Source organism: Oceanispirochaeta sp. M1 (assembly GCF_003346715.1).
In the GTDB taxonomy this organism is placed as follows: domain Bacteria; phylum Spirochaetota; class Spirochaetia; order DSM-2461; family DSM-2461; genus Oceanispirochaeta.
Genome location: NZ_QQPQ01000015.1, coordinates 1 through 18800 on the forward strand (window position 1 = coordinate 1; position 18800 = coordinate 18800).

Annotated in this window: 18 protein-coding genes; 11 read left to right on the top strand and 7 right to left on the bottom strand. The window is 40.2% G+C overall.

Annotated elements, in window-relative coordinates:
• Positions 1–434: 434 nt before the first annotated feature.
• The 3 genes from DV872_RS12180 to DV872_RS27270 all read right to left on the bottom strand — a co-directional run bounded on the left by DV872_RS12180 (position 435) and on the right by DV872_RS27270 (position 3726).
• A complete protein-coding gene (locus tag DV872_RS12180; RefSeq protein ID WP_114630215.1) occupies positions 435–2177 on the bottom strand; it encodes a response regulator in 1743 nt (580 codons plus the stop codon).
• Positions 2178–2357: 180 nt separating this feature from the next.
• Positions 2358–2729, bottom strand: coding sequence for a methyl-accepting chemotaxis protein (locus DV872_RS12185; RefSeq protein WP_114630216.1), 372 nt, complete (start codon positions 2727–2729; stop codon positions 2358–2360).
• A 745-nt stretch (positions 2730–3474) separates the two neighbouring features.
• A complete protein-coding gene (locus DV872_RS27270; protein WP_199563468.1) occupies positions 3475–3726 on the bottom strand; it encodes a transposase in 252 nt (83 codons plus the stop codon).
• Positions 3727–3808: 82 nt separating this feature from the next.
• Between DV872_RS27270 and DV872_RS12195 the strand changes: the two genes are divergently transcribed.
• From DV872_RS12195 to DV872_RS12235, 8 genes are all read left to right on the top strand, one after another.
• Positions 3809–4144, top strand: a complete 336-nt coding sequence (locus DV872_RS12195; RefSeq protein WP_114630217.1) for a UPF0758 domain-containing protein — start codon at positions 3809–3811, stop codon at positions 4142–4144.
• A gap of 703 nt (positions 4145–4847) precedes the next feature.
• Positions 4848–5690 (top strand): DNA repair protein RadC, encoded by an 843-nt coding sequence (gene radC / locus DV872_RS12205; protein ID WP_233516422.1) that lies wholly within the window; start codon positions 4848–4850, stop codon positions 5688–5690.
• 67 nt (positions 5691–5757) lie between these two features.
• A complete protein-coding gene (locus tag DV872_RS12210; RefSeq protein WP_114630219.1) occupies positions 5758–7293 on the top strand; it encodes a sensor histidine kinase in 1536 nt (511 codons plus the stop codon).
• Positions 7286–8869 (top strand): response regulator, encoded by a 1584-nt coding sequence (locus tag DV872_RS12215; RefSeq protein ID WP_114630220.1) that lies wholly within the window; start codon positions 7286–7288, stop codon positions 8867–8869. The genes DV872_RS12210 and DV872_RS12215 overlap by 8 nt, the downstream gene beginning before the upstream one ends.
• Positions 8870–9001: 132 nt before the next feature.
• Positions 9002–9973 (top strand): tripartite tricarboxylate transporter substrate binding protein, encoded by a 972-nt coding sequence (locus DV872_RS12220; protein ID WP_158546946.1) that lies wholly within the window; start codon positions 9002–9004, stop codon positions 9971–9973.
• A 47-nt stretch (positions 9974–10020) separates the two neighbouring features.
• Positions 10021–10995, top strand: coding sequence for a tripartite tricarboxylate transporter substrate binding protein (locus tag DV872_RS12225; RefSeq protein WP_114630222.1), 975 nt, complete (start codon positions 10021–10023; stop codon positions 10993–10995).
• Between the two features lie 46 nt (positions 10996–11041).
• Positions 11042–11497 carry a tripartite tricarboxylate transporter TctB family protein gene (locus DV872_RS12230; RefSeq protein ID WP_158546947.1) on the top strand — a complete coding sequence of 152 codons (456 nt, stop codon included), beginning with the start codon at positions 11042–11044 and terminating at the stop codon, positions 11495–11497.
• A 16-nt stretch (positions 11498–11513) separates the two neighbouring features.
• On the top strand, positions 11514–13010 hold the full coding sequence (locus DV872_RS12235) for a tripartite tricarboxylate transporter permease (RefSeq protein WP_114630224.1): 1497 nt from the start codon (positions 11514–11516) through the stop codon (positions 13008–13010).
• Positions 13011–13016: 6 nt separating this feature from the next.
• Here the strand turns inward: DV872_RS12235 and DV872_RS12240 are convergent, their stop codons facing one another.
• The 3 genes from DV872_RS12240 to DV872_RS12250 form a co-directional block, all read right to left on the bottom strand.
• Positions 13017–14465, bottom strand: a complete 1449-nt coding sequence (locus DV872_RS12240; protein ID WP_114630225.1) for a DEAD/DEAH box helicase — start codon at positions 14463–14465, stop codon at positions 13017–13019.
• A 167-nt stretch (positions 14466–14632) separates the two neighbouring features.
• Complete coding sequence (locus DV872_RS12245) at positions 14633–15622, bottom strand: fatty acid desaturase (protein WP_114630226.1); 990 nt, start codon at positions 15620–15622, stop codon at positions 14633–14635.
• 127 nt (positions 15623–15749) lie between these two features.
• Positions 15750–15941, bottom strand: a complete 192-nt coding sequence (locus DV872_RS12250) for a YwbE family protein (RefSeq protein WP_114630227.1) — start codon at positions 15939–15941, stop codon at positions 15750–15752.
• A gap of 238 nt (positions 15942–16179) precedes the next feature.
• Between DV872_RS12250 and arsB the strand changes: the two genes are divergently transcribed.
• Both arsB and DV872_RS12260 read left to right on the top strand, forming a co-directional pair.
• Entirely contained in the window at positions 16180–17217 is a 1038-nt protein-coding gene (arsB, locus tag DV872_RS12255) for an ACR3 family arsenite efflux transporter (RefSeq protein WP_114630228.1), read from the top strand.
• A gap of 78 nt (positions 17218–17295) precedes the next feature.
• Positions 17296–17988, top strand: a complete 693-nt coding sequence (locus DV872_RS12260; RefSeq protein WP_114630229.1) for an MBL fold metallo-hydrolase — start codon at positions 17296–17298, stop codon at positions 17986–17988.
• A 3-nt stretch (positions 17989–17991) separates the two neighbouring features.
• Here DV872_RS12260 and DV872_RS12265 read toward each other — a convergent pair whose 3' ends face one another.
• The gene (locus DV872_RS12265; RefSeq protein WP_114630230.1) at positions 17992–18213 is read right to left on the bottom strand and encodes a hypothetical protein; all 222 of its coding nucleotides are present in this window, start codon (positions 18211–18213) and stop codon (positions 17992–17994) included.
• 179 nt (positions 18214–18392) lie between these two features.
• Between DV872_RS12265 and DV872_RS12270 the strand changes: the two genes are divergently transcribed.
• A complete protein-coding gene (locus DV872_RS12270) occupies positions 18393–18797 on the top strand; it encodes a DUF4260 domain-containing protein (RefSeq protein ID WP_199563469.1) in 405 nt (134 codons plus the stop codon).
• Positions 18798–18800 lie beyond the last annotated feature (3 nt).

Consider the following 18800-nt stretch of genomic DNA (forward strand, 5'->3'; position numbering starts at 1 on the left):
CAATCATGGACCGTATTGTTCACAGTTCTATCAGAATAGAGCTTCAGGGAGAGTCTGTAAGGAAGAAAATGTATAAAAAAACTTGACTCAAACCTGCCACCCGGGATTAGATGAAACCAGCGGTTGAGAAAAGCGACTTAGGTGGCAGGATAAAACCGGAATGGGTGGCAGTTTTCACCGGAATATCCAAACTATTATATTTTTCTTATTTTTTGTCAAAAAACGTGTGATGTAATTTAATTCATCGACGTTATATTTTTGAATGTTATTAGCCACCAGAAAAAAGACATCTTTTGGCCTGATTTCCTTTTCGCATATTAAGTTGACTTGAGGGAGCACTATAATATTTTGCATATTTTAATAGAAATTAAAAAAAACCTTGCAAAAAGATTAGACTTGTTGACTCATATAATATTTATCACAAGTCTGCAATTTCACACCTGTGTAGATATTACTTCATGTACTTTTTCTGAAAGTGTTGTAATTGAGTAGGGTTTATGAATTATATCATTTAATCCTTTTTTCATCATTGATTGTATCTGTTCATCACTAATATATCCTGATACCAATATGGTCTTAACTTTTTTATTAGTTGAATAAATCTTTTGCAGAAATTCATAACCAGACATATCAGGTAATACGAAATCGAATATGATAAGATTAAATGATTCTTTATCGTCATTATAAATCTTCATTGCTTCTGATCCAGAAGCCGCAGGAATCACAACATAACCACAGTTAATTAGCATTTCTTTGCACAACTTCAAAATCATTTCTTCATCATCAACTAAAAGTATTTTCCCTTCTCCCTTGATTACTGAAAGAAACGATTGGGGTTGTGATTGATAAATACTTCTCTTACTATTCTTTGGTAGTAAGATATGGAAAATGCTACCAATGCCAAGCTTAGACTCAGCTTTAACAATTCCATTATGGTTCATTACAATATGATTAACCATAGACAGTCCTAAACCTGTTCCGCTGTTAGATTTTGTTGTATAGTATGGATTGAATATCTCTGTAATCTTTTCCTTTTCAATCCCAACACCCTCATCCTCTATTTCAATATGCCAAAGGTCTTTTAGATGCTCATCTGGAATAGTACTGTTTTGGATCCCACCATTATATGATTTGAGAACCAGCTTTATATTTCCACCCCATTGTTCTCCAGTTCTATGCATTGTAGTCATAGCATGCTCAGCATTAATCAAAAGATTTAGTAATACTTGCTGTATGTTATCCTCATTCCCCATTATAACAGCGGCATCTTTTGGGAGATCTGTCTTGATCTTTACGGATTTATTAAATGATAATCTACATAGTTTTACTGTATTTTCTATAGCATTTTTTAAGTCGAAAGATTTGAATATATGATCATTATTATTAAACTTAATGAGTTGATTAATTGCATTTGAAGCACGTCGGACACAATCATTGATAGTATAAAGATATTCATCAATGCTTTTATTAGATATCTGTAGTTTATCTTCTAACAGATAATGAATTAAAGAAGATGAAGCGCTAATCCCACCCAATATATTATTCATATCATGTGCATAACCGCTTGTTAATGTTCCGATGAGTTCTATTTCTTGAGATTGTTTCAGTTTTGCTTCAAATATCTTACGATCTGTAATATCAATGATGACTCCATCCAGTATAGTCTCTCCAACTTCGGAAACAGCCCCTTTACCTTTTTCATAGATCCATCTTATTGCTCCATTCTTATGAACAATTCGATACTCAAGGATATAATTATCATTAATAATTAGTCCATCACGAATCACATCATCAACTTTTTTCCGATCATCTTCTAAAATTATTGAATCATAGGTTCTAATTTTATTTTCAATAAAATCAGATGCTTCGTAACCTGTTATTTGGTAGATAAATTCACTTAAAAAAATCATTTTCCAACCATTTTCATTATGGCAACGATAGTAGGCTCCCGGGATATTGGAAACTAGTATCTGGAATCTTTCTTCTGATTCCAATAATTTTTTTTTAATGCTTCTTTTTTTAAGATAGGAATTGTTAAAAGGTTTTTTGATTTTAATCAACTGCTTGTTATTAAATATATGATTTAAAGAAAAATAGAGGAGTGTAATTACAATGACTGTTGTTAATGCACCAATAATAAAGAATAAAACTTCACTATTAATCTGATAAACTCTCATTTAAATCTCTATCTCCATATTATACTAAGATTTATAATCTTCATCGTTCCAACTCTATCAATAACACAATCACTAAAACTCTTGATATTCTTCGATTTACAAATGATTCACATCTGTATTTTTTTTTCGACCTCAAAGAAATTAGTTATTTCAATCAGTTTATCAGACTCGAGCAAAGAGTTATTCTGACATAGAAGTTAGCTCTTTAGAATATGAAATATTTTGCTGAACAGCTTTATCAAGCTGCAATACAGTTGATTTATTCAGCTGAGAATCACTATTCTGTTCTAAAGATGCAGCGGATATACCTTTAATGAACTCTGTTGTGTTCTGAATGGCTGTAAAGATCTGCTTAAGCATGTTACCAGTATTTTCAGCAACAGTTATGATTTTCTTTGATAGTGAATATATTTCTTCAGCAAAACTCTGGATTCTCTCAGTTAACGTTCTTTCTTCCCTGGCAGCTACTGCTAATCCCTTACCTGCATCTCCAGTCCCTACAGCTTCAATCGCTACATTAAATGCTAGAAGACCTTTAAACTTCTTTACCATTTACATATCATCCTTTCATAAGATTATAAGCCTATAATATGATGATTTCCATATTACTTATATGATGCTGATAACCTTGTAACTGTAAATAGTATTCTGAAATTCTTAACATCTTGTGTAATATTTATTTGGATTTGGATTCTAAGTAATTATCATGGAGGAATTACAAATGATCAGCAGTAATTGGCCGGAATTGATATTTAAGTTAAAAAAACTGATGTCACCAATACTGTCATACAACTAACCCTGAGACTTGAAGATTTTTCATTGAATATTCTACCTGGATTCAATCAGCAATCTCTGAAAGATCTTCTCTGTATCCTGGTAGAACTATAATATTTATAGATTTACAGGAATATCATTATTTTGATCCTGCCCCGAGAAAACGGAGTTCCAGTTAAACCACATTTCCAGTTTCATCATACTTACTTACTTTCTTTCTCATCAGGAGTCAAGCAATTATTTCCTGAGTGCTTCCTGATCCTGTTGTAGTGAATTTCAATATACCAATAAATTTCCTTATTAAATTCTTCCATCGTTCGGTATTTCCGGTGATAAATTCATCGTGTTTTCAGTGTATGAAAGAATGATTCTGCAACTGCATTGACGCTCCTATGTCAAGAAGAACCCTGAATATTGGCTGAATCACTCATTAATACAAGGAAAAGCTTTCTTACAATATATCGTTTTAAACATCTTTGAATTTCCTTAGTTGTTAAGCCTTCAGTAGTTCAAGGATCACTTCTCATACGAACCATGACATAGTCCATAAAGCATTATTTTCTATCCTACTCCCACCCCGATTCAAAGGATGTCGTGTTATTTTACCGGAAGATGCTGGTAAGGGATTCACACCACACATTGATGCTAGTGCTGCTTCATTTTTCAGACGTTCTGGATTATGAATGAATATAAGATGGAGCCTGTGCCACAGGTCATGCAGACCACTTCTACAATAAAGTCTTAAGGATTTGATCTCCACCCAATAGTTGGACACTTTTAAATTATAATTGACAGTCTTGATCTCCCCGTGGGATTGGAAAGGGGCACAGCCGCCGTCCCATTAGGGCAGCGGAGCCTTGGAAAGCCCGACCGGCTGCCGCCAGGCAGACGGACACGGCCAAAAAAATAAAAAACTTTCAATCTGTCTCAATCACCAGACCCTTCCCGCCCGTATGGAAGTTATGAAACAAAAAAAATATACAATCAGCTCCAGAGAGAACATGCAGCCTCGGGAAAAAGCGCTTCACTACGGTGTGTCTGTATTAAACGACAGGGAACTGTTAAAGATTCTTATCGGAAGCGGGCAGAAAAACAGACCTGTGGATGCAATTGCCCGGGATGTGCTTAAACTGCTGGATTACAACAATGTGGAGAAATTATTCATACTGTCAATATTTCAAAACTCTTTTTGATAAATGAATCTAATTCCTTAAAGCTTGCTCTTCAATTGGAAAATGAAGAAAGCTATTTGCTTCAATCTCTAGACCTACATCTATCATTGTCATTGAAAGTAAAGTCGAACTTGTTCAATGTATAATAATTGGATGAATGGATTGAAGAGCACAAAGTGAAAACGCTGCCATCTGGGATTAATTGAATGATCTCGAGATGACCTGAATCACTAATTCTTATTTCTGTGATCATTACCGATTTCCTCAATTAAAGGGATGAGGAAGATTATACAGGCTAAGAAAAAAATTATACTTCCTGCAATGGAAATATAATCCAGGCTCCTGATTCCACTGATCAAATATAAAACTGCACATAGTAGAAACAAAAACCATCCCGCTAACTGGTATTTATGACTTACTTTCATATAAAGTCCTTTATTTACTAAATGAGACCAAAAAAAAGGGGTATTTATTAAAAGAATGCCCCTTAAGTGATGTTTATCTTCTCAGTATTTGACCCTTGCGATTATACTGTGTCATTTGGTTGAATGGAATGAATAATCAAATATTTATTTAATGGTTCAGATTCTGATTTTTTTCATTTAAATAATTATAAAATCTCATCTTTGAAATTTTGAGGTGATCCAATACTCTTATGCCTAATATCTCACCAGCATGACATAGACGTTCAACTGATATTCTATGATCCAGGGCTCCAGCCACCGTGAGGGATTGGAAAGGGGCTCACAGCCGCCGTCCCATTGGGGCGGCCGGAGCGGCAGCGCAGCCTTGGAAAGCCCGACCGGCTGCCGCCAGGCAGACGGACACGGCCAAAAAAAGAAAAAAACTTTCATTCTGTCTCAATCACCAGCCCCACCCCGCCCGTATGGAAGTTATGAAACAAAAAAAATATACAATCAGCTCCAGAGAGAACATGCAGCCTAGGGAAAAAGCGCTTCACTACGGTGTGTCTGTATTAAACGACAGGGAACTGTTAAAGATTCTTATCGGGAGCGGGCAGAAAAACAGACCTGTGGATGCCATTGCCCGGGATGTGCTTAAACTGCTGGATTACAACAATGAGATGCCCGACCCCGAAGAGCTGATGAGTATTCCCGGGATGGGAATGGCCAGGTCTTCTCTTGTAACTGCAGCCCTTGAGTTTTCAAGGCGCCACTATCTGACCCAGAATACGAGAATCACACACCCTGAATCGATCTACAACCTACTCTCTCATATGGCAGACCGTCAGCAGGAGTGTTTTTTCACCATAAGTCTCAATGGGGCTCATGAGCACATTAAAACCAGGCAGGTGAGCCAGGGGTTGGTAAATCGTACGATAGTCCACCCAAGAGAAGTATTTGCAGCTCCTATCACAGACAGGGCCGCAGCCATTTGTATTGCCCACAACCACCCCTCAGGTAATTTAGAACCGAGCCGGGAAGATATTAATATAACAAAAAGACTTGTGGAGGCTGGTGATATACTGGGTATTCCGGTGCTTGATCATATAATATTCAGCAAAAATGGATATTACAGTTTTATGGAGCATGGAATGCTGAATTAGTAGAACTATATCATTTTCTTTTTCTCGATCTGAGACTATGCTATCTTGAGTTTTACAGGAGCATGGGATGAAATTAATCAGAAAAATTGTATCTACAACTATGACATCATCCATTTTTTTTATATTCATTTTCAGCATCACCGTTGTTTCAACCCGTATAATGCTGAATCTAAAGGACCTGTCTAATCAGACAATCGAAGTTTTGTCGGACTGGAATGCCCTGGACAGATTAACCAATGATGTCCTTTATTACAGACTTGATTCTGTCAGCCGCCTTGAGAGCATTGAAGCAAACTGGATTCAGGCAACAGCAGATCTGGATGAATCCTTTGGAAAACTTAAAAACAACAAGCTTCTCAATCTACTCTCAGAAGATATAAACAACTCCCTTGAAGAGTCCTGGTATTTATGGTTGTTTTCACAGGAAAAACTGATCGTGGGACAACAGATTTTCAACGATATACTTCATGGGGATGAGACGAATGCCAGGATTGATGAAATTGACCGGACTACTTTTTATGAAAAACTTCTATTTCTAAAAGATACGGGGGGAACATATCAGGAGAAACAAATATATCAAAGTTTCTTTTCCCATATGTATGTTTTAGATGTAACCAGTGAAGACTTCACAATACTGCTTAAGGATATCAATAAAAAGATTCCCGATGAAATTGATTCTTATATCTACTATATTCTCATTACTGTTGTTATCAGTCTGATTCTGGTAATAATTGTTTCTCTTTTATCAGCCAAAAGAACAATACAGCCTATTGTAAGGCTTGCCGGTGCCGTTCGGGAAATGAGTGATAATGACTATCCTGCCGATATGAGCATCACAGGCAATATAGTTGATGAAGATGATGAACTGAGTATTATAAATGACGGTTTTAACAGAATGGCGGTTAAAATACACGCCCTGTATGATGAATCTCTGAGTAGGGAAAAAGAGAAGAGGGATGCTCAGTTCAGAGCACTTCAGTATCAGATCAATCCCCACTTTCTTTATAATACTCTGGCGACACTTCAGATGACGGCAGCTGTTCAAGGCTATAAAAATATGGCCGAAAACATTCAGTCACTCAGCCGTCTGCTGAGAAATACAATCTCCAAGAGTGATCATTTCATAACAGTTTCCGAAGAGCTTAATATTATGAATGACTATATCAATATTATTCAAATCCGCTATAAGAACAGACTCATTTTTAAATCATCTGTCAATGACAGAATTTCCGAAATGTTTATTCCTGCTTTGATACTGCAGCCTCTGCTTGAAAATGCAGTTCTTCACGGCCTGAGCGAAAAACTGAATAGAGAATCTTCGGATGCCCTGCTTAATATCGAGGGGACAATCAGTGAAGATCATCTGATACTGACCATTTTTGACAATGGAAAAGGGATAAGTTCGGATAAGATACCTACACTTCTGTCAAAAGAGATTAATAAGAATACAGAGAACTCAGTGCATATAGGTCTAAAGAATATCAACGACAGAATTATTCTTCTCTATGGAGCCGGGTATGGAGTAAATATTGAATCTGTTCAGGGTGAATATACCAGAGTCAGCCTGAAACTGCCCCTGATTACGGAGGAAGAGAATGCTTAATCTTCTGATAGTTGATGATGAACCCATGTTCCGTGAGGGACTGATAAAGACGATTGACTGGAAGTCACTTGGTATACAGATTGCAGCTGAGGCGTTTAATGGTGTTGAAGCCCTGAAAGCTCTCTCTGAGAACAATATAGATCTGATTATAACCGATATACGTATGCCTGAAATGGATGGTTTGGAACTGATCCGCAGAGCAGGGAGAGAGTACCCCGATGTCCGGTTTATAGTTCTCAGTGCATTTGATGATTTCAGCCAGGTTAAGAAGGCATTTCAGCTTGGGATTGTTGATTACATCCTGAAATCAGATATTCAGGAGTCAGAACTGAAGGAAATTATTGACAGACAGCGCCTGGAGGTCCGAAACAGATCTGAATCTGCAAAATGGGACAGGACAGAATATGCCAGAAAGACCAAAAGACTGGTATTTCAGCAGCTTCTGCGGAACTGTGTTGACAGGAAACTGTCTCTCAAGGAAACTCCCGAACTTCAGGAATATTTTAACTATTCTGAAGTCTGTCCGGTTTATGCTGTAACTCTCTGTATTCATCATAAAGAGTATTCTCTGGGAAAAGATCTTATTATAAAAGAGATTCAGGAAGGGGTCCAATTAATTGAAAATCTGATAAGCGATGTGATTGATGACTGGACCGGATACTCCGATTCACCCAACATATTCCTCTTCCACTCACCCGCCAGAGAACTGAGCTGGACTGATCTCTCCAGAAGGACTGAAACCCTGAGAGCAGAGAGTCAGGAATCTTTGAATAGAAAACTTCCTGATCTGATACTAAGCGCCGGCTTCAGTTCGGTTAAAAAATCCAGTAACCTCAGCCGTCAGAAATCTGAAGCTGAGAAGGCCTGCAGCTACAGTTTCTTCAGGGGAATCGGTACAAGCATTGCCTACAAGCATTATCAGAACAGCCTTGAGTTTCCTGAAACAGATTATGATTCCCTTTTCAGAGACTTTGCAGCAACTCTTAAAAATCGTGATCTTTCAAAAATTATTGAATTCATCAAGAAGTATCAGCCCAATCCCTTAAGAATCAATGGAGCATCCAGAAATGTTGTAATTGAACAGTACAGGAAGTACCATTACCATCTTCTCTCGTTCTACGAACAGATGGGACTGGATCAGGAAGAATCTATAACAAAGGTTTTTGATCTTTTTCCTGCAATGGAGGCATCATCCGCCCCCTTCAGTGATCTGATTATCTGGCTAAATACAGCAGTAAATCTGATATATGAAAAGATGAGCGGGAGACATTCTCTGACAAAACAGGTATGTCGTTATCTGAATAATAACTACAGCAGAGACCTGTCACTGACTGAAGTTGCCGAATATTTCAATGTAAATTCCAGTTACCTCAGCCGGGTATTCTCTAAAGAAGAGGGAAAAGGATTTGCCGCATACCTTTTAGATCTGAGAATCCGGAAAGCTATTGAACTTCTTGAACGAAGGAATCTGAAGATCTATGAAGTATCAGAGCAGGTCGGCATGATGAATCCTGAATCCTTCAGCCGCGGATTCAAAAAGGTCACTGGCCTCAGTCCCAGTGAATACGTTCAATAAAGAGCATTATCTACACAATCCTCCCATTTTTGACATTTTAGTAAAAAATAGACAGGAAAAGTAAAATCTCATCATGGTTCAATGCTGAAAAGCAGAACTACAATATTCACAGATCAGGAGGAATAACTAATTTTGCACAAAAGACAGTTATTAAAAATCACCCTATGGATTCTATGTTCACTTCCCCTTTTTGCAGCAGGAAATAAAGAGCATCAGGATTTCCCATCAAAGTCCCTGACTATTATCGTTCCCTATTCCGAAGGTGGAGGAACCGATACAATTGCCCGTTCAATCGGAGCTTCACTGGAGAAGATTCTTAAGCAGGAAGTCTTTATCGAGAATAAACTCGGAGGCTCCGGAGCTGTAGGAATGATCTCCGGTGCAGCAGCCATACCCGATGGTTATACCCTTACCATGGTAACCAGAGAACTTGTTTCTCTGCCCGCTCAGGGTCTGGCGGAAATCACCCGTGATGACTTTCAGTTATTGGGACTTGTCAACAAAGATTCTGCGGTCCTGGTAGTTGCTGGGGATTCATCATATGAGTCTCTGGATCAGATTATTGAGAATGCCCGGAAGACTCCCGGTAAACTACGTTTTGCCAGTGCTGCTAAACCGCACTTTTATATTCTGGAATTTGAAAATCATGAAAATATCATGTTCAACAAGATTCCTTACAACGGTGCAGCAAAAGCAATACCGGCAGTCAGTGAAGGACATGCCGATTTTACTCTTGCCAACGCGGGAGAACTGAAGGTCTGGCTTAATGAAGGCAAGGTGCGTGCTCTGGCAATAATGGCAGATGAACGTGCTGTATCTCTTCCCGATGTCCCGACATTCAAAGAGCTGGGATATGACATTACATCTTTTACCTGGAGAGGCCTGGCTGTCCCTCTGGATACTGATAAAGAGACACTGAACATCCTTCAGGATGCTGTGCGTGAGGCATGCTCAGATCCATCATTCATACAGACAATGAGTAAAGAGCTGTACAGCCTCGACTATATGAATGCTCATATTTTTTCACAGTTTATTGAAATGGATAACAAAACAATCACAGCCATTCTGGAAAAAATGGCATCAGACGAAAAGTCTGCTGAATAAGTGAATCATAGTCTGCCTTGCGGGCTTAGAAATAATTAGGAGTCATTATGAAAAAGAATCTATTTGTATTGGGTATAGCTCTGTTGATGCTATCCATGATCGTCCCTGTATTTGCTGAAGGTCAGAAAGAAGACGCCAGTTTTCCAACAAAGGAAATTACTGCAATCTGCCCCTGGTCTGCCGGTGGTGGAACAGACACAATTTTCCGTGCACTGTCTAAAGAAACTGAAGCTTTCCTTGACACAAATATTACTGTAACCAACAAAACAGGCGGTGGTGGAGCCGTAGGTCACGGTGCCGGTATCAGTGCTAAAGCAGATGGCTATACCGTAACAATGGTTACCTTTGAACTCCTGTCTCTTCCCCCTCAGGGACTGGTACCTTTCACATATGCAGATTACGACCTTCTTATGAGAGTTAACATGGACCCCGCGGCTATAACAGTTCCCGCTGATGCTCCTTACGATACAATCGAAGAGTTTATTGAATATGCGAAAGCTCACCCCGGAGAAATCAATATCGGTCATTCCGGACCTGGATCAGTATGGCAGATTGCCGGTGGTATCCTTGCAGAAGATCAGGGACTCAAAGTAAAATTCGTACCCTATGATGGAGCAGCTCCTGCAGTTACAGCACTTGTTGGTAATCATATCCAGGCAGTATCTGTAAGTCCCGCAGAAGTACAGGGTCAGGTTGAAGCCGGATCTCTGAAAATGCTTGCTGTTATGAGTGACGAAAGAATTGGCAACTTCCCCAATGTACCTACCCTTAAAGAGAAAGGAATCGATGTTTCCTTCGGTACATGGAGAGGTCTTGCTGTTCCTAAAGGAACTCCCGAAGAAGCAAAAACAGTTCTGGCTGATGCATTTAAAAAAGGAATGGACAGCCCCACTTTCCAGGAATTTGCTGCAAATGCAGGACTGGGTCTTGCGTATCTTTCAGGCGAAGACTTTGAAAATGATCTTAAAGTTTCAGCTGTCAATGTTGAAAATGTAATGAAGAGCCTGGGATTGGCTAAATAATGAACCAGGGGGAGGGTCTTCCCTCCCCTTTCTCAGGAGAACTATCTTGAAAAAAGAAAATATAATATTCGGTCTGATCGGCATAGCTCTCAGCGGCTATGTTTTTTTAGAAACATCTAAATTCCCATCAGATAATATAATGAATGTAGGACCTGCCTTCTTTCCCAGAGTACTCGCTGTGGGTCTTGGTATATTCAGCCTCATTCTGATTTTTGTTAATATATTCAGTGGCGATCAGAAACAGGAAAAGCGATTTGACATCAAGGATTCAGGTGTTCATAGAGCCGCCATCGCCCTTCTGGCAACAATCATATACGGAATCATCATGCCCTATCTGGGCTTCATCATTACAACCATTCTGTATCTTTCATTTATGATGTATCTGATGAAACTTCGGAGCTGGAAAAAGATTCCAGCTGTTTCTATCGGTGTTTCATTTGTTGTCTATACAATATTTAGAACATTTCTCCATATCACACTGCCCGTCGGTTTCTGGGCATAGGCAGGAGTATAGTTATATGCAATTTGAATTATTATTAGCGGGATTTATGAGCATCCTTCAATGGAAGTCTCTCCTTATGGTTTTTATCGGAGTTACCGGTGGAATCATGGTTGGTTCACTTCCCGGTCTGACAGCAACAATGGGTGTGGCTCTTCTTGTTCCATTTACTTTCGGACTTCCCATCGGCCAGGCTATGGGTATGCTTCTTGGAATATTCAGCGGTGCTATTTACGGCGGCTCTATTTCTGCAATACTTATCAGGACACCGGGAACTCCGGCAGCAGCGGCAACTCTGCTTGACGGTTATCCCATGGCCTGTAAAGGTGAGGCCGGCAGAGCACTGAGTATGTCTGTATTTGCCTCTTTTATAGGTGGATTCACAGGGGCTCTTATAATGACCTTTCTGTCTCCCCAGATATCAAAAGTGGCCTTGAAATTCGGTGCTCCCGAATACTTTGCTCTGGCTATTTTCGGCTTAAGCATCATCATTTCCGTATCTGGGAATTCTATAATCAAGGGTGTAATTGCCGGATTCTTCGGTTTACTCATATCAACAATCGGTTTTGATCCCATCTCGGGATATCCACGTTTTACCTATGGATCCATGGATCTTTTTGAAGGCCCCGCCTTTATTCCTACTCTGATTGGACTTTTTGCTTTTTCTGAGGTGTTCAAGGGTGTTGAAACAATATCCAAGACTCCAAAAGTTGTTAATAAAATCAATAGAATACTTCCAGAATGGAAAGATATCAAAGCCTCGTGGAAGGACATTCTCAAGTCCAGTATCATGGGAACATTTATCGGTTCCATTCCGGGAGCTGGCAGTGATATCGCCGCTTTTGTGGGATATAGTGAAGCTAAAAGAACATCCAAGCATCCTGAAAAATTCGGAACCGGTGCTATTGAAGGTGTTGCTGCTGCTGAATCAGCCAACAATGCCTGTACCGGCGGTGCCATGATCCCCATGTTGTCTCTGGGAGTACCGGGAGATGCCGTAACAGCTGTTCTTCTGGGTGCCTTTGTCATACAGGGACTTCAGCCCGGACCTCTGCTTTACAGAGACCATATGGATGTAGTGTACAGTGTATTTGCGGCAATGATGATTGCCAATGTCGCCATGTTTATCATGGGATCATTTGGAGCAAAACTTTTTGCTAAAGTCATTACTGTTGACCGAAATATCCTGCTTCCCGTGATCTTTGTACTTTCTGTTGTGGGATCATATTCCATGCGGAACAGTATGTTTGATGTCTGGGTAGCCCTTTTCTTTGGTATTGTAGGTTACTTTCTACAGAGGTATGATTTTCCGGTCTCACCCATACTGCTTGCCTTGATTCTCGGCCCCATGGCTGAGAGTAATATAAGACGGGCCATGGTTATCTCCGATGGAAATCCCTTTGTTGTCTTTACAAGACCAATCAGTGCAGTATTCCTGACATTAGGAATACTGTCACTTGTGACTTCTGTTCTCAGACAGCGCAAATATGCTGCCAAAATGAAAAGTTCAGACTAAGACTGTTTACAGGCGGGTGCGGCTTTTACGGCCTCTTCCGCCGGTGGGCTTTCTATCCTGTTTAGTCGAAGACTTGTCGTTCTTACGACCTCTGCCACCTGATCGCTCAACTTTACCTTCTGCTGCAGGTTTTGATTTTTCGAAACTACTCTTCCTGGATGAAGCTCCAGATTTATTGGGGGCTCCAGATTTATTGGGGGCTCCAGCTTTCTTGGGGGCTCCAGATTTATTAGGGGCTCCAGATTTATTGGGAGCTCCAGCTTTATTACCAGAGGATTTCTTCCCTGTACTTCCGCTTTTCTTTGTCAGCACCTTATCAATATCATGTTTGGGCTCAAAGCCTTCTACCCGTTCAACAGGAATCCTGGCTTTCAGAATATTTTCGATCTTAAGAAGCTGATTCTTTTCAGAAAAAGAGACAAGTGAGATGGCAGTACCGGACTTTCCTGCCCGGCCTGTTCTTCCGATACGGTGGATGTAGTCTTCGGGAATCTGGGGAAGTTCAAAGTTGACCACATGACTCATATCATGGAGATCGATTCCACGGGCTGCAACATCGGTTGCCACAAGAGCCTGAAGTTCTCCGTTTTTAAAGTTTTTAAGGGCCCTGTTTCTGGCACCCTGACTCTTGTCACCATGAATGGCGGCAGAGGGTATTTTTGCCTTGAGCAGATCGGAGGCCACTCTGTCGGCAGTATGTTTTGTCTTTACGAAGATAAGAACCTGATACCACTGCCCTTCCTGAATTAAATGAAGCAAAAGATCAAATCTCTTCCCCTTGTCCACATAATGGAGAATCTGATTTACATCAGTGGCTACTGCATTTCGCTTTGTGACCTCTACGGCTACAGGTTTATTCAAAATCTCTTTGGCAAGTCTTTCAATATCCTGTCCGTAGGTGGCGGAGAAGAGAAGATTTTGACTCTTCTGCTTCATTGTTCCCATAATGGCCTGGATATCTTTGATAAAACCCATGTCCAGCATACGATCTGCTTCATCAAGGACAATAATCTCAACCTTACTGAGATCTACGCTTCTCTTCTCAATATGATCCATCAGCCGGCCGGGGGTGGCTATGACTATGTCTGTACCATTTTTCAGATTAGTGACCTGGGAGCTCATCTTGGCCCCTCCGTAAACTTTACAGATCACAAGATCCAGATTCTTTCCGTAACTCTTGAAGCTCTCGGCAACCTGATCCGCCAGTTCCCGGGTGGGAGTAAGAACAAGGGCTCTGGGAGCCGCAGACTCTCCTGAGGTTTTCTTAAGTTTATTAAGAATTGGCAGAGCAAAGGCTGCTGTCTTTCCGGTTCCTGTCTGGGCACCGCCCAGTATATCCTTACCCTCCAGAATTGCCGGAATGGCTCTTGTCTGGATGGGTGTTGTATTGGTGTATCCCCGTTCTTCTACGGCTTTTAGGATTTCAGGCATTAATGCCAGTTTTTCAAATTTCATTTATATATCTCCTAACCATATCTGTAATTGTAAACAAGATTGGCTGTGTAATTCATTTTTTAGATAAAACAGTGCTCTGGATTAAAGAACCTATCATTTGAGAGAACAAATGTATAGTTACAGAATAAGGATTTAGAAGAAGATCAGTAGTAAATCGTACCCGGAAATTATATTTTTCTCAAAGCCCGAAAATTGATAAGTTTCCCGGTTTTCTCATCCCATAAATTCAGGAATGCCAGTTTAAGACTCTTTATCATTGTAATAGGAATGATATCCTTCACCTGGGGAATTTCTCCAAAACATTTTCTAAGATTATAATTCGGGATTCTGGAATCAAGGTGATGAATATGATGAAGTCCTATATTCCCGGAAAACCAGTTGATAAGAGCCGGCAACTTGTAATAGGAGCTGCCGTTAAGAGCTGCTTTTTCAAGGTTCCAGGCTGTAGAGTGAGCCCAGTACACATTTTCAAACTGATGCTGTACATAAAAGAGCCAGACTCCCCCCATGGTAGATAGAAAAGCAATCGGAAGGATAACTTTTAAAATAACTGAAAATCCAAAGACTAATGAGAGTGCCATGATACAGATTCCCAGCATTAAATCTGTCAGTAGAATGCTCTTCCAATCCTTTTTATTCATATTCCCATGGGGAAAACGCATAATAATCAGAAAGAGAAAAATTGGAGCAATACCAAACAAAAATACAGGATTTCTAAAGATACGATAGATTATTTTTTTAAATATGGATGATGCTCTATATTCCTCAACTGTCATGGTCCATACATCACCGATCCCCCTCTTCTCAAGATTGGATACAGAAGCATGATGAATAGCATGAGAGCGGCGCCAGTCATAGTAGGGAGTAAAAGTAATCAGACCGCAGATTCTTCCAACAAGGGTACAGGCACGGGGGTTCCTGAAATATGAGTTGTGCCCGCAATCATGCATGATGATAAATGTTTTAATATGGAATCCCGCAGTTGGAACAGCCAGTAATAAACTGATCCAATAGGGCTTACCAGTATATACAAGGAAGAACATAGCAGAAATTAAAACTGTATAACTGATTAAGGTTAGAAAGAGTTGAAATAGAGATTTTCCGGAATCTCCCACCTCATAATTTTTGAGTGAGGAAATCCATTGACTTCGTTCCATAATGCACTCCCTGAAAAAAATGGGTGCTCATGCTCAATTTTAAATCCCTTATCTTAATAACACAAGATTGGATACCGGCCTATTGAGAATTACTGCTGTTTTAACATGCATTTAAGGATGAAATGTTTTAGAGGACTTCCTGAACTCTGCCGACCTGTCCGTCTTCAAGACGTACCTTAATGCCATGGGGGTGGAAGGAAGAATTGGTAAGAAGATCCTTTACGATTCCTCTGGTAAGCCTGCCGCTGCGCTGATCCTGTTTCAGTACGATATCCACTTGAATACCCGGTTTGATATTTTCTCTTTGTTGTCCATTCATGTGACAGATAATAAACTATTGGAGGGAGTATATCCATAGGCTGGAACAAATAGGGATGGGAGGGAGGCAGAGCCGCCCGAAGGGCCGAGTCCCGGACAGCCCGCCCGGGCCTGCCCCGGGATTTGCCGAAAAAAATTGATAAAATTTGCTTAGCAACAGAAACAGATAGAGATTAGCATTGACTAAGAAGCCAATATTTTGGCAGATTACTATTAAATACATTTCGATGGAGAACTAAATGTCAGATAAGAGAATAGGTTTTTTTGCTCGTTACCTCTCCCTGTGGGTGGCTATCTGTATAGGATTGGGCGTTGCTATTGGAGTGATTTTTCCTCAGGTACCCGATCTCTTAGGGAAAATGGAATATGCCAATGTATCCATACCTGTTGCTGTTTTGATCTGGCTGATGATCTACCCCATGATGCTTAAGGTTGATTTTAAAAGCATTATCAATGCAGGCAGAAAGCCAAAGGGACTTGTTATAACTCTTGTGATCAACTGGCTGGTAAAGCCTTTTACTATGTATCTTATTGCAGCATTTTTTCTGAAAATTGTTTTTAAAGCATTTATACCAGACCTTCTTGCAAGCGAATATCTTGCAGGTGCGATTCTTCTTGGTGCAGCTCCCTGTACAGCAATGGTCTTTGTGTGGAGTTATCTTTCTGATGGAGATCCCGGTTACACTGTGGTTCAGGTTGCAGTAAATGACTTGATAATCCTGGTGGCCTTTGCCCCCATAGTCGCCTTTCTACTGGGTGTAAGCAATGTTCATGTTCCCATGGATACACTCTTCCTCTCTGTAGTTTTATTTGTGGTCATTCCTCTGACTGCTGGTGTTATCACACGTACATTGCTTTTAAAAAACCATGGAAAGGACTGGTTTGAGAATGTGTTCTGTAAGAAGTTTGAAGGAATAACAGAGGCCGGTCTTCTGCTCACTCTGGTTATTATATTCTCATTTCAGGGAGAGACTATTCTGAAGAATCCACTGGCGATTGTGCTGATTGCAGTACCTTTGATCATACAGACCTACTTCATATTCTTCCTTGGATTTGGCTGGTCAAGACTTTGGAAGGTACCTTATGCTGTTGCGGCACCTTCCGGAATGATCGGTGCCTCAAACTTTTTTGAACTTGCTGTTGCAGTGTCTGTCAGCCTCTTTGGACTCTCCTCAGGGGCAACACTGGCTACTGTTGTGGGTGTTCTTGTAGAAGTACCTGTAATGCTGAGTCTTGTAAAAATTGCCAAGGCTTCACGAAGCCGCTTTCCTGCATAATTTTCTTGTATTTTTTGTTATTCCGGTTTTATAGTTGTATTGAGATTATTTATAGCCGGGAAATATAAGGGAAGAGAAATGAAACTGATCCAGAGAACAGAAAGACTCTATGAGCTTAAAATGGGTTATGTGAAGGCCTTTCTTGTTGAAGGGGAAGACCAACTTGTTCTGATAGACACAGGTACTGCCGGCAAGGGCAAAGAGATTCTCGAAGCCTTAGATCTTGCCGGGCTGGACAGTAAAAGACTCAAACATATAATTATCAGTCATCTTCATAAAGACCATACGGGAAGCCTGGCGGAACTTAAAAAACTGACAGGCGCCACTATATATGCCCATGAGGCAGAAGCTTCTGATATGGAAGAGGGCATTGTCATAAGAGCCTACACTCCCAGCCCTGAATTTCCTGCCAATATTCTGGTACCCCTCCTTGCGGGCAAGGGAAAGGATGAAAGACAGACAGGATGCAAGGTTGATGTAAGGCTCAAGGGAGATGAATTCCTTGAGATAGGTGGTGGTATTCAGATTGTTGCCACCCCGGGTCATACAAAAGGTCATATCTGCTGCCTGTTAGCTGAAGAAAAAATACTTCTGGCCGGTGATGTGGGCAGTGGTGGAAAAAAACCTGGCTACCCTCTTCTTTTTGAAGACATGGAAACCGGAAAAGAATCACTGAGAGCTCTAGGTAAAATGGAATTTAATACCGCTTATTTCTGTCACGGGAGAACGATTGAAAACGAGGCCTCCCGTAAATTCAGGGAACGATTCTAAGAATCAGCCGTTTTCGGCGATTGCAAGATAGGCTCTCTGCTTTTCATGGGGATAGAGGTTTGGAGGCATAAATTCTTTTCCAATGGAAGTTGCAATCATATACCTGGAGCAGTTTAAATTATTATTCTTACAGTACTTTTCTTTCATCTCATCTACTTCATCAGATTTGCCGCTTAATTCATCGTTGAAAAAAGGACATTTGATGATAAATTCACATTCAGCCATAGAAAAAACACCTTGTTAATTAGATTTATTAAATATCTGTACCCATTTTCAATAGTAGAGGGCCTTTTGGTCAAGTATTTTTTATTGATTGCTGTATTTTTAACATTTATCGGCTGCATAGGAAATATGAAACATAATCTATTAGACTTATTTATGGATGATTAGATAAGGAGGCTCTTATGAAAAGCCGTTCTATGAGTATTCTTCTCCGCCTCGAAGAACTGGGTTTCTTCCTGATAACAATTTATCTTTTTACCCTCCTTCCCTATCCCTGGTGGGTATATCCCCTGCTCCTTTTTATTCCGGACATCAGTATCCTTGGTTATATGATTAATTCTGTTACAGGAGCTTATCTCTATAATTTCATCCATCACAGAGGCATTGCTCTGATACTCTATGTCTGTGGTGTTCTGATGGCCAGACCAATGATTGCCGTAGTGGGGCTGATGCTTTTCGCCCACTCATCTCTGGACAGAGTCTTCGGCTACGGTCTGAAACATAAAGAGGGATTTAATCAGACTCATCTGGGTGAAATAGGATCAAAAGAAAAAAATAGTCAAAGGAAAAATAGGCCCAAAGGATAAATA

What these genes read in the sequence shown, in the direction of transcription:
- DV872_RS12245 (WP_114630226.1), bottom strand. Translation starts at nt 15,622, where the DNA reads ATGGAACGAAGTCAATGGATTTCCTCACTCAAAAATTATGAGGTGGGA.
- DV872_RS12240 (WP_114630225.1), bottom strand. Translation starts at nt 14,465, where the DNA reads ATGAAATTTGAAAAACTGGCATTAATGCCTGAAATCCTAAAAGCCGTA.
- DV872_RS12260 (WP_114630229.1), top strand. Translation starts at nt 17,296, where the DNA reads ATGAAACTGATCCAGAGAACAGAAAGACTCTATGAGCTTAAAATGGGT.
- DV872_RS12215 (WP_114630220.1), top strand. Translation starts at nt 7,286, where the DNA reads ATGCTTAATCTTCTGATAGTTGATGATGAACCCATGTTCCGTGAGGGA.
- DV872_RS12210 (WP_114630219.1), top strand. Translation starts at nt 5,758, where the DNA reads ATGAAATTAATCAGAAAAATTGTATCTACAACTATGACATCATCCATT.
- DV872_RS12235 (WP_114630224.1), top strand. Translation starts at nt 11,514, where the DNA reads ATGCAATTTGAATTATTATTAGCGGGATTTATGAGCATCCTTCAATGG.
- DV872_RS12250 (WP_114630227.1), bottom strand. Translation starts at nt 15,941, where the DNA reads ATGAATGGACAACAAAGAGAAAATATCAAACCGGGTATTCAAGTGGAT.
- DV872_RS12185 (WP_114630216.1), bottom strand. Translation starts at nt 2,729, where the DNA reads ATGGTAAAGAAGTTTAAAGGTCTTCTAGCATTTAATGTAGCGATTGAA.
- DV872_RS12265 (WP_114630230.1), bottom strand. Translation starts at nt 18,213, where the DNA reads ATGGCTGAATGTGAATTTATCATCAAATGTCCTTTTTTCAACGATGAA.
- DV872_RS12270 (WP_199563469.1), top strand. Translation starts at nt 18,393, where the DNA reads ATGAAAAGCCGTTCTATGAGTATTCTTCTCCGCCTCGAAGAACTGGGT.
- DV872_RS12225 (WP_114630222.1), top strand. Translation starts at nt 10,021, where the DNA reads ATGAAAAAGAATCTATTTGTATTGGGTATAGCTCTGTTGATGCTATCC.
- DV872_RS12180 (WP_114630215.1), bottom strand. Translation starts at nt 2,177, where the DNA reads ATGAGAGTTTATCAGATTAATAGTGAAGTTTTATTCTTTATTATTGGT.
- arsB (WP_114630228.1), top strand. Translation starts at nt 16,180, where the DNA reads ATGTCAGATAAGAGAATAGGTTTTTTTGCTCGTTACCTCTCCCTGTGG.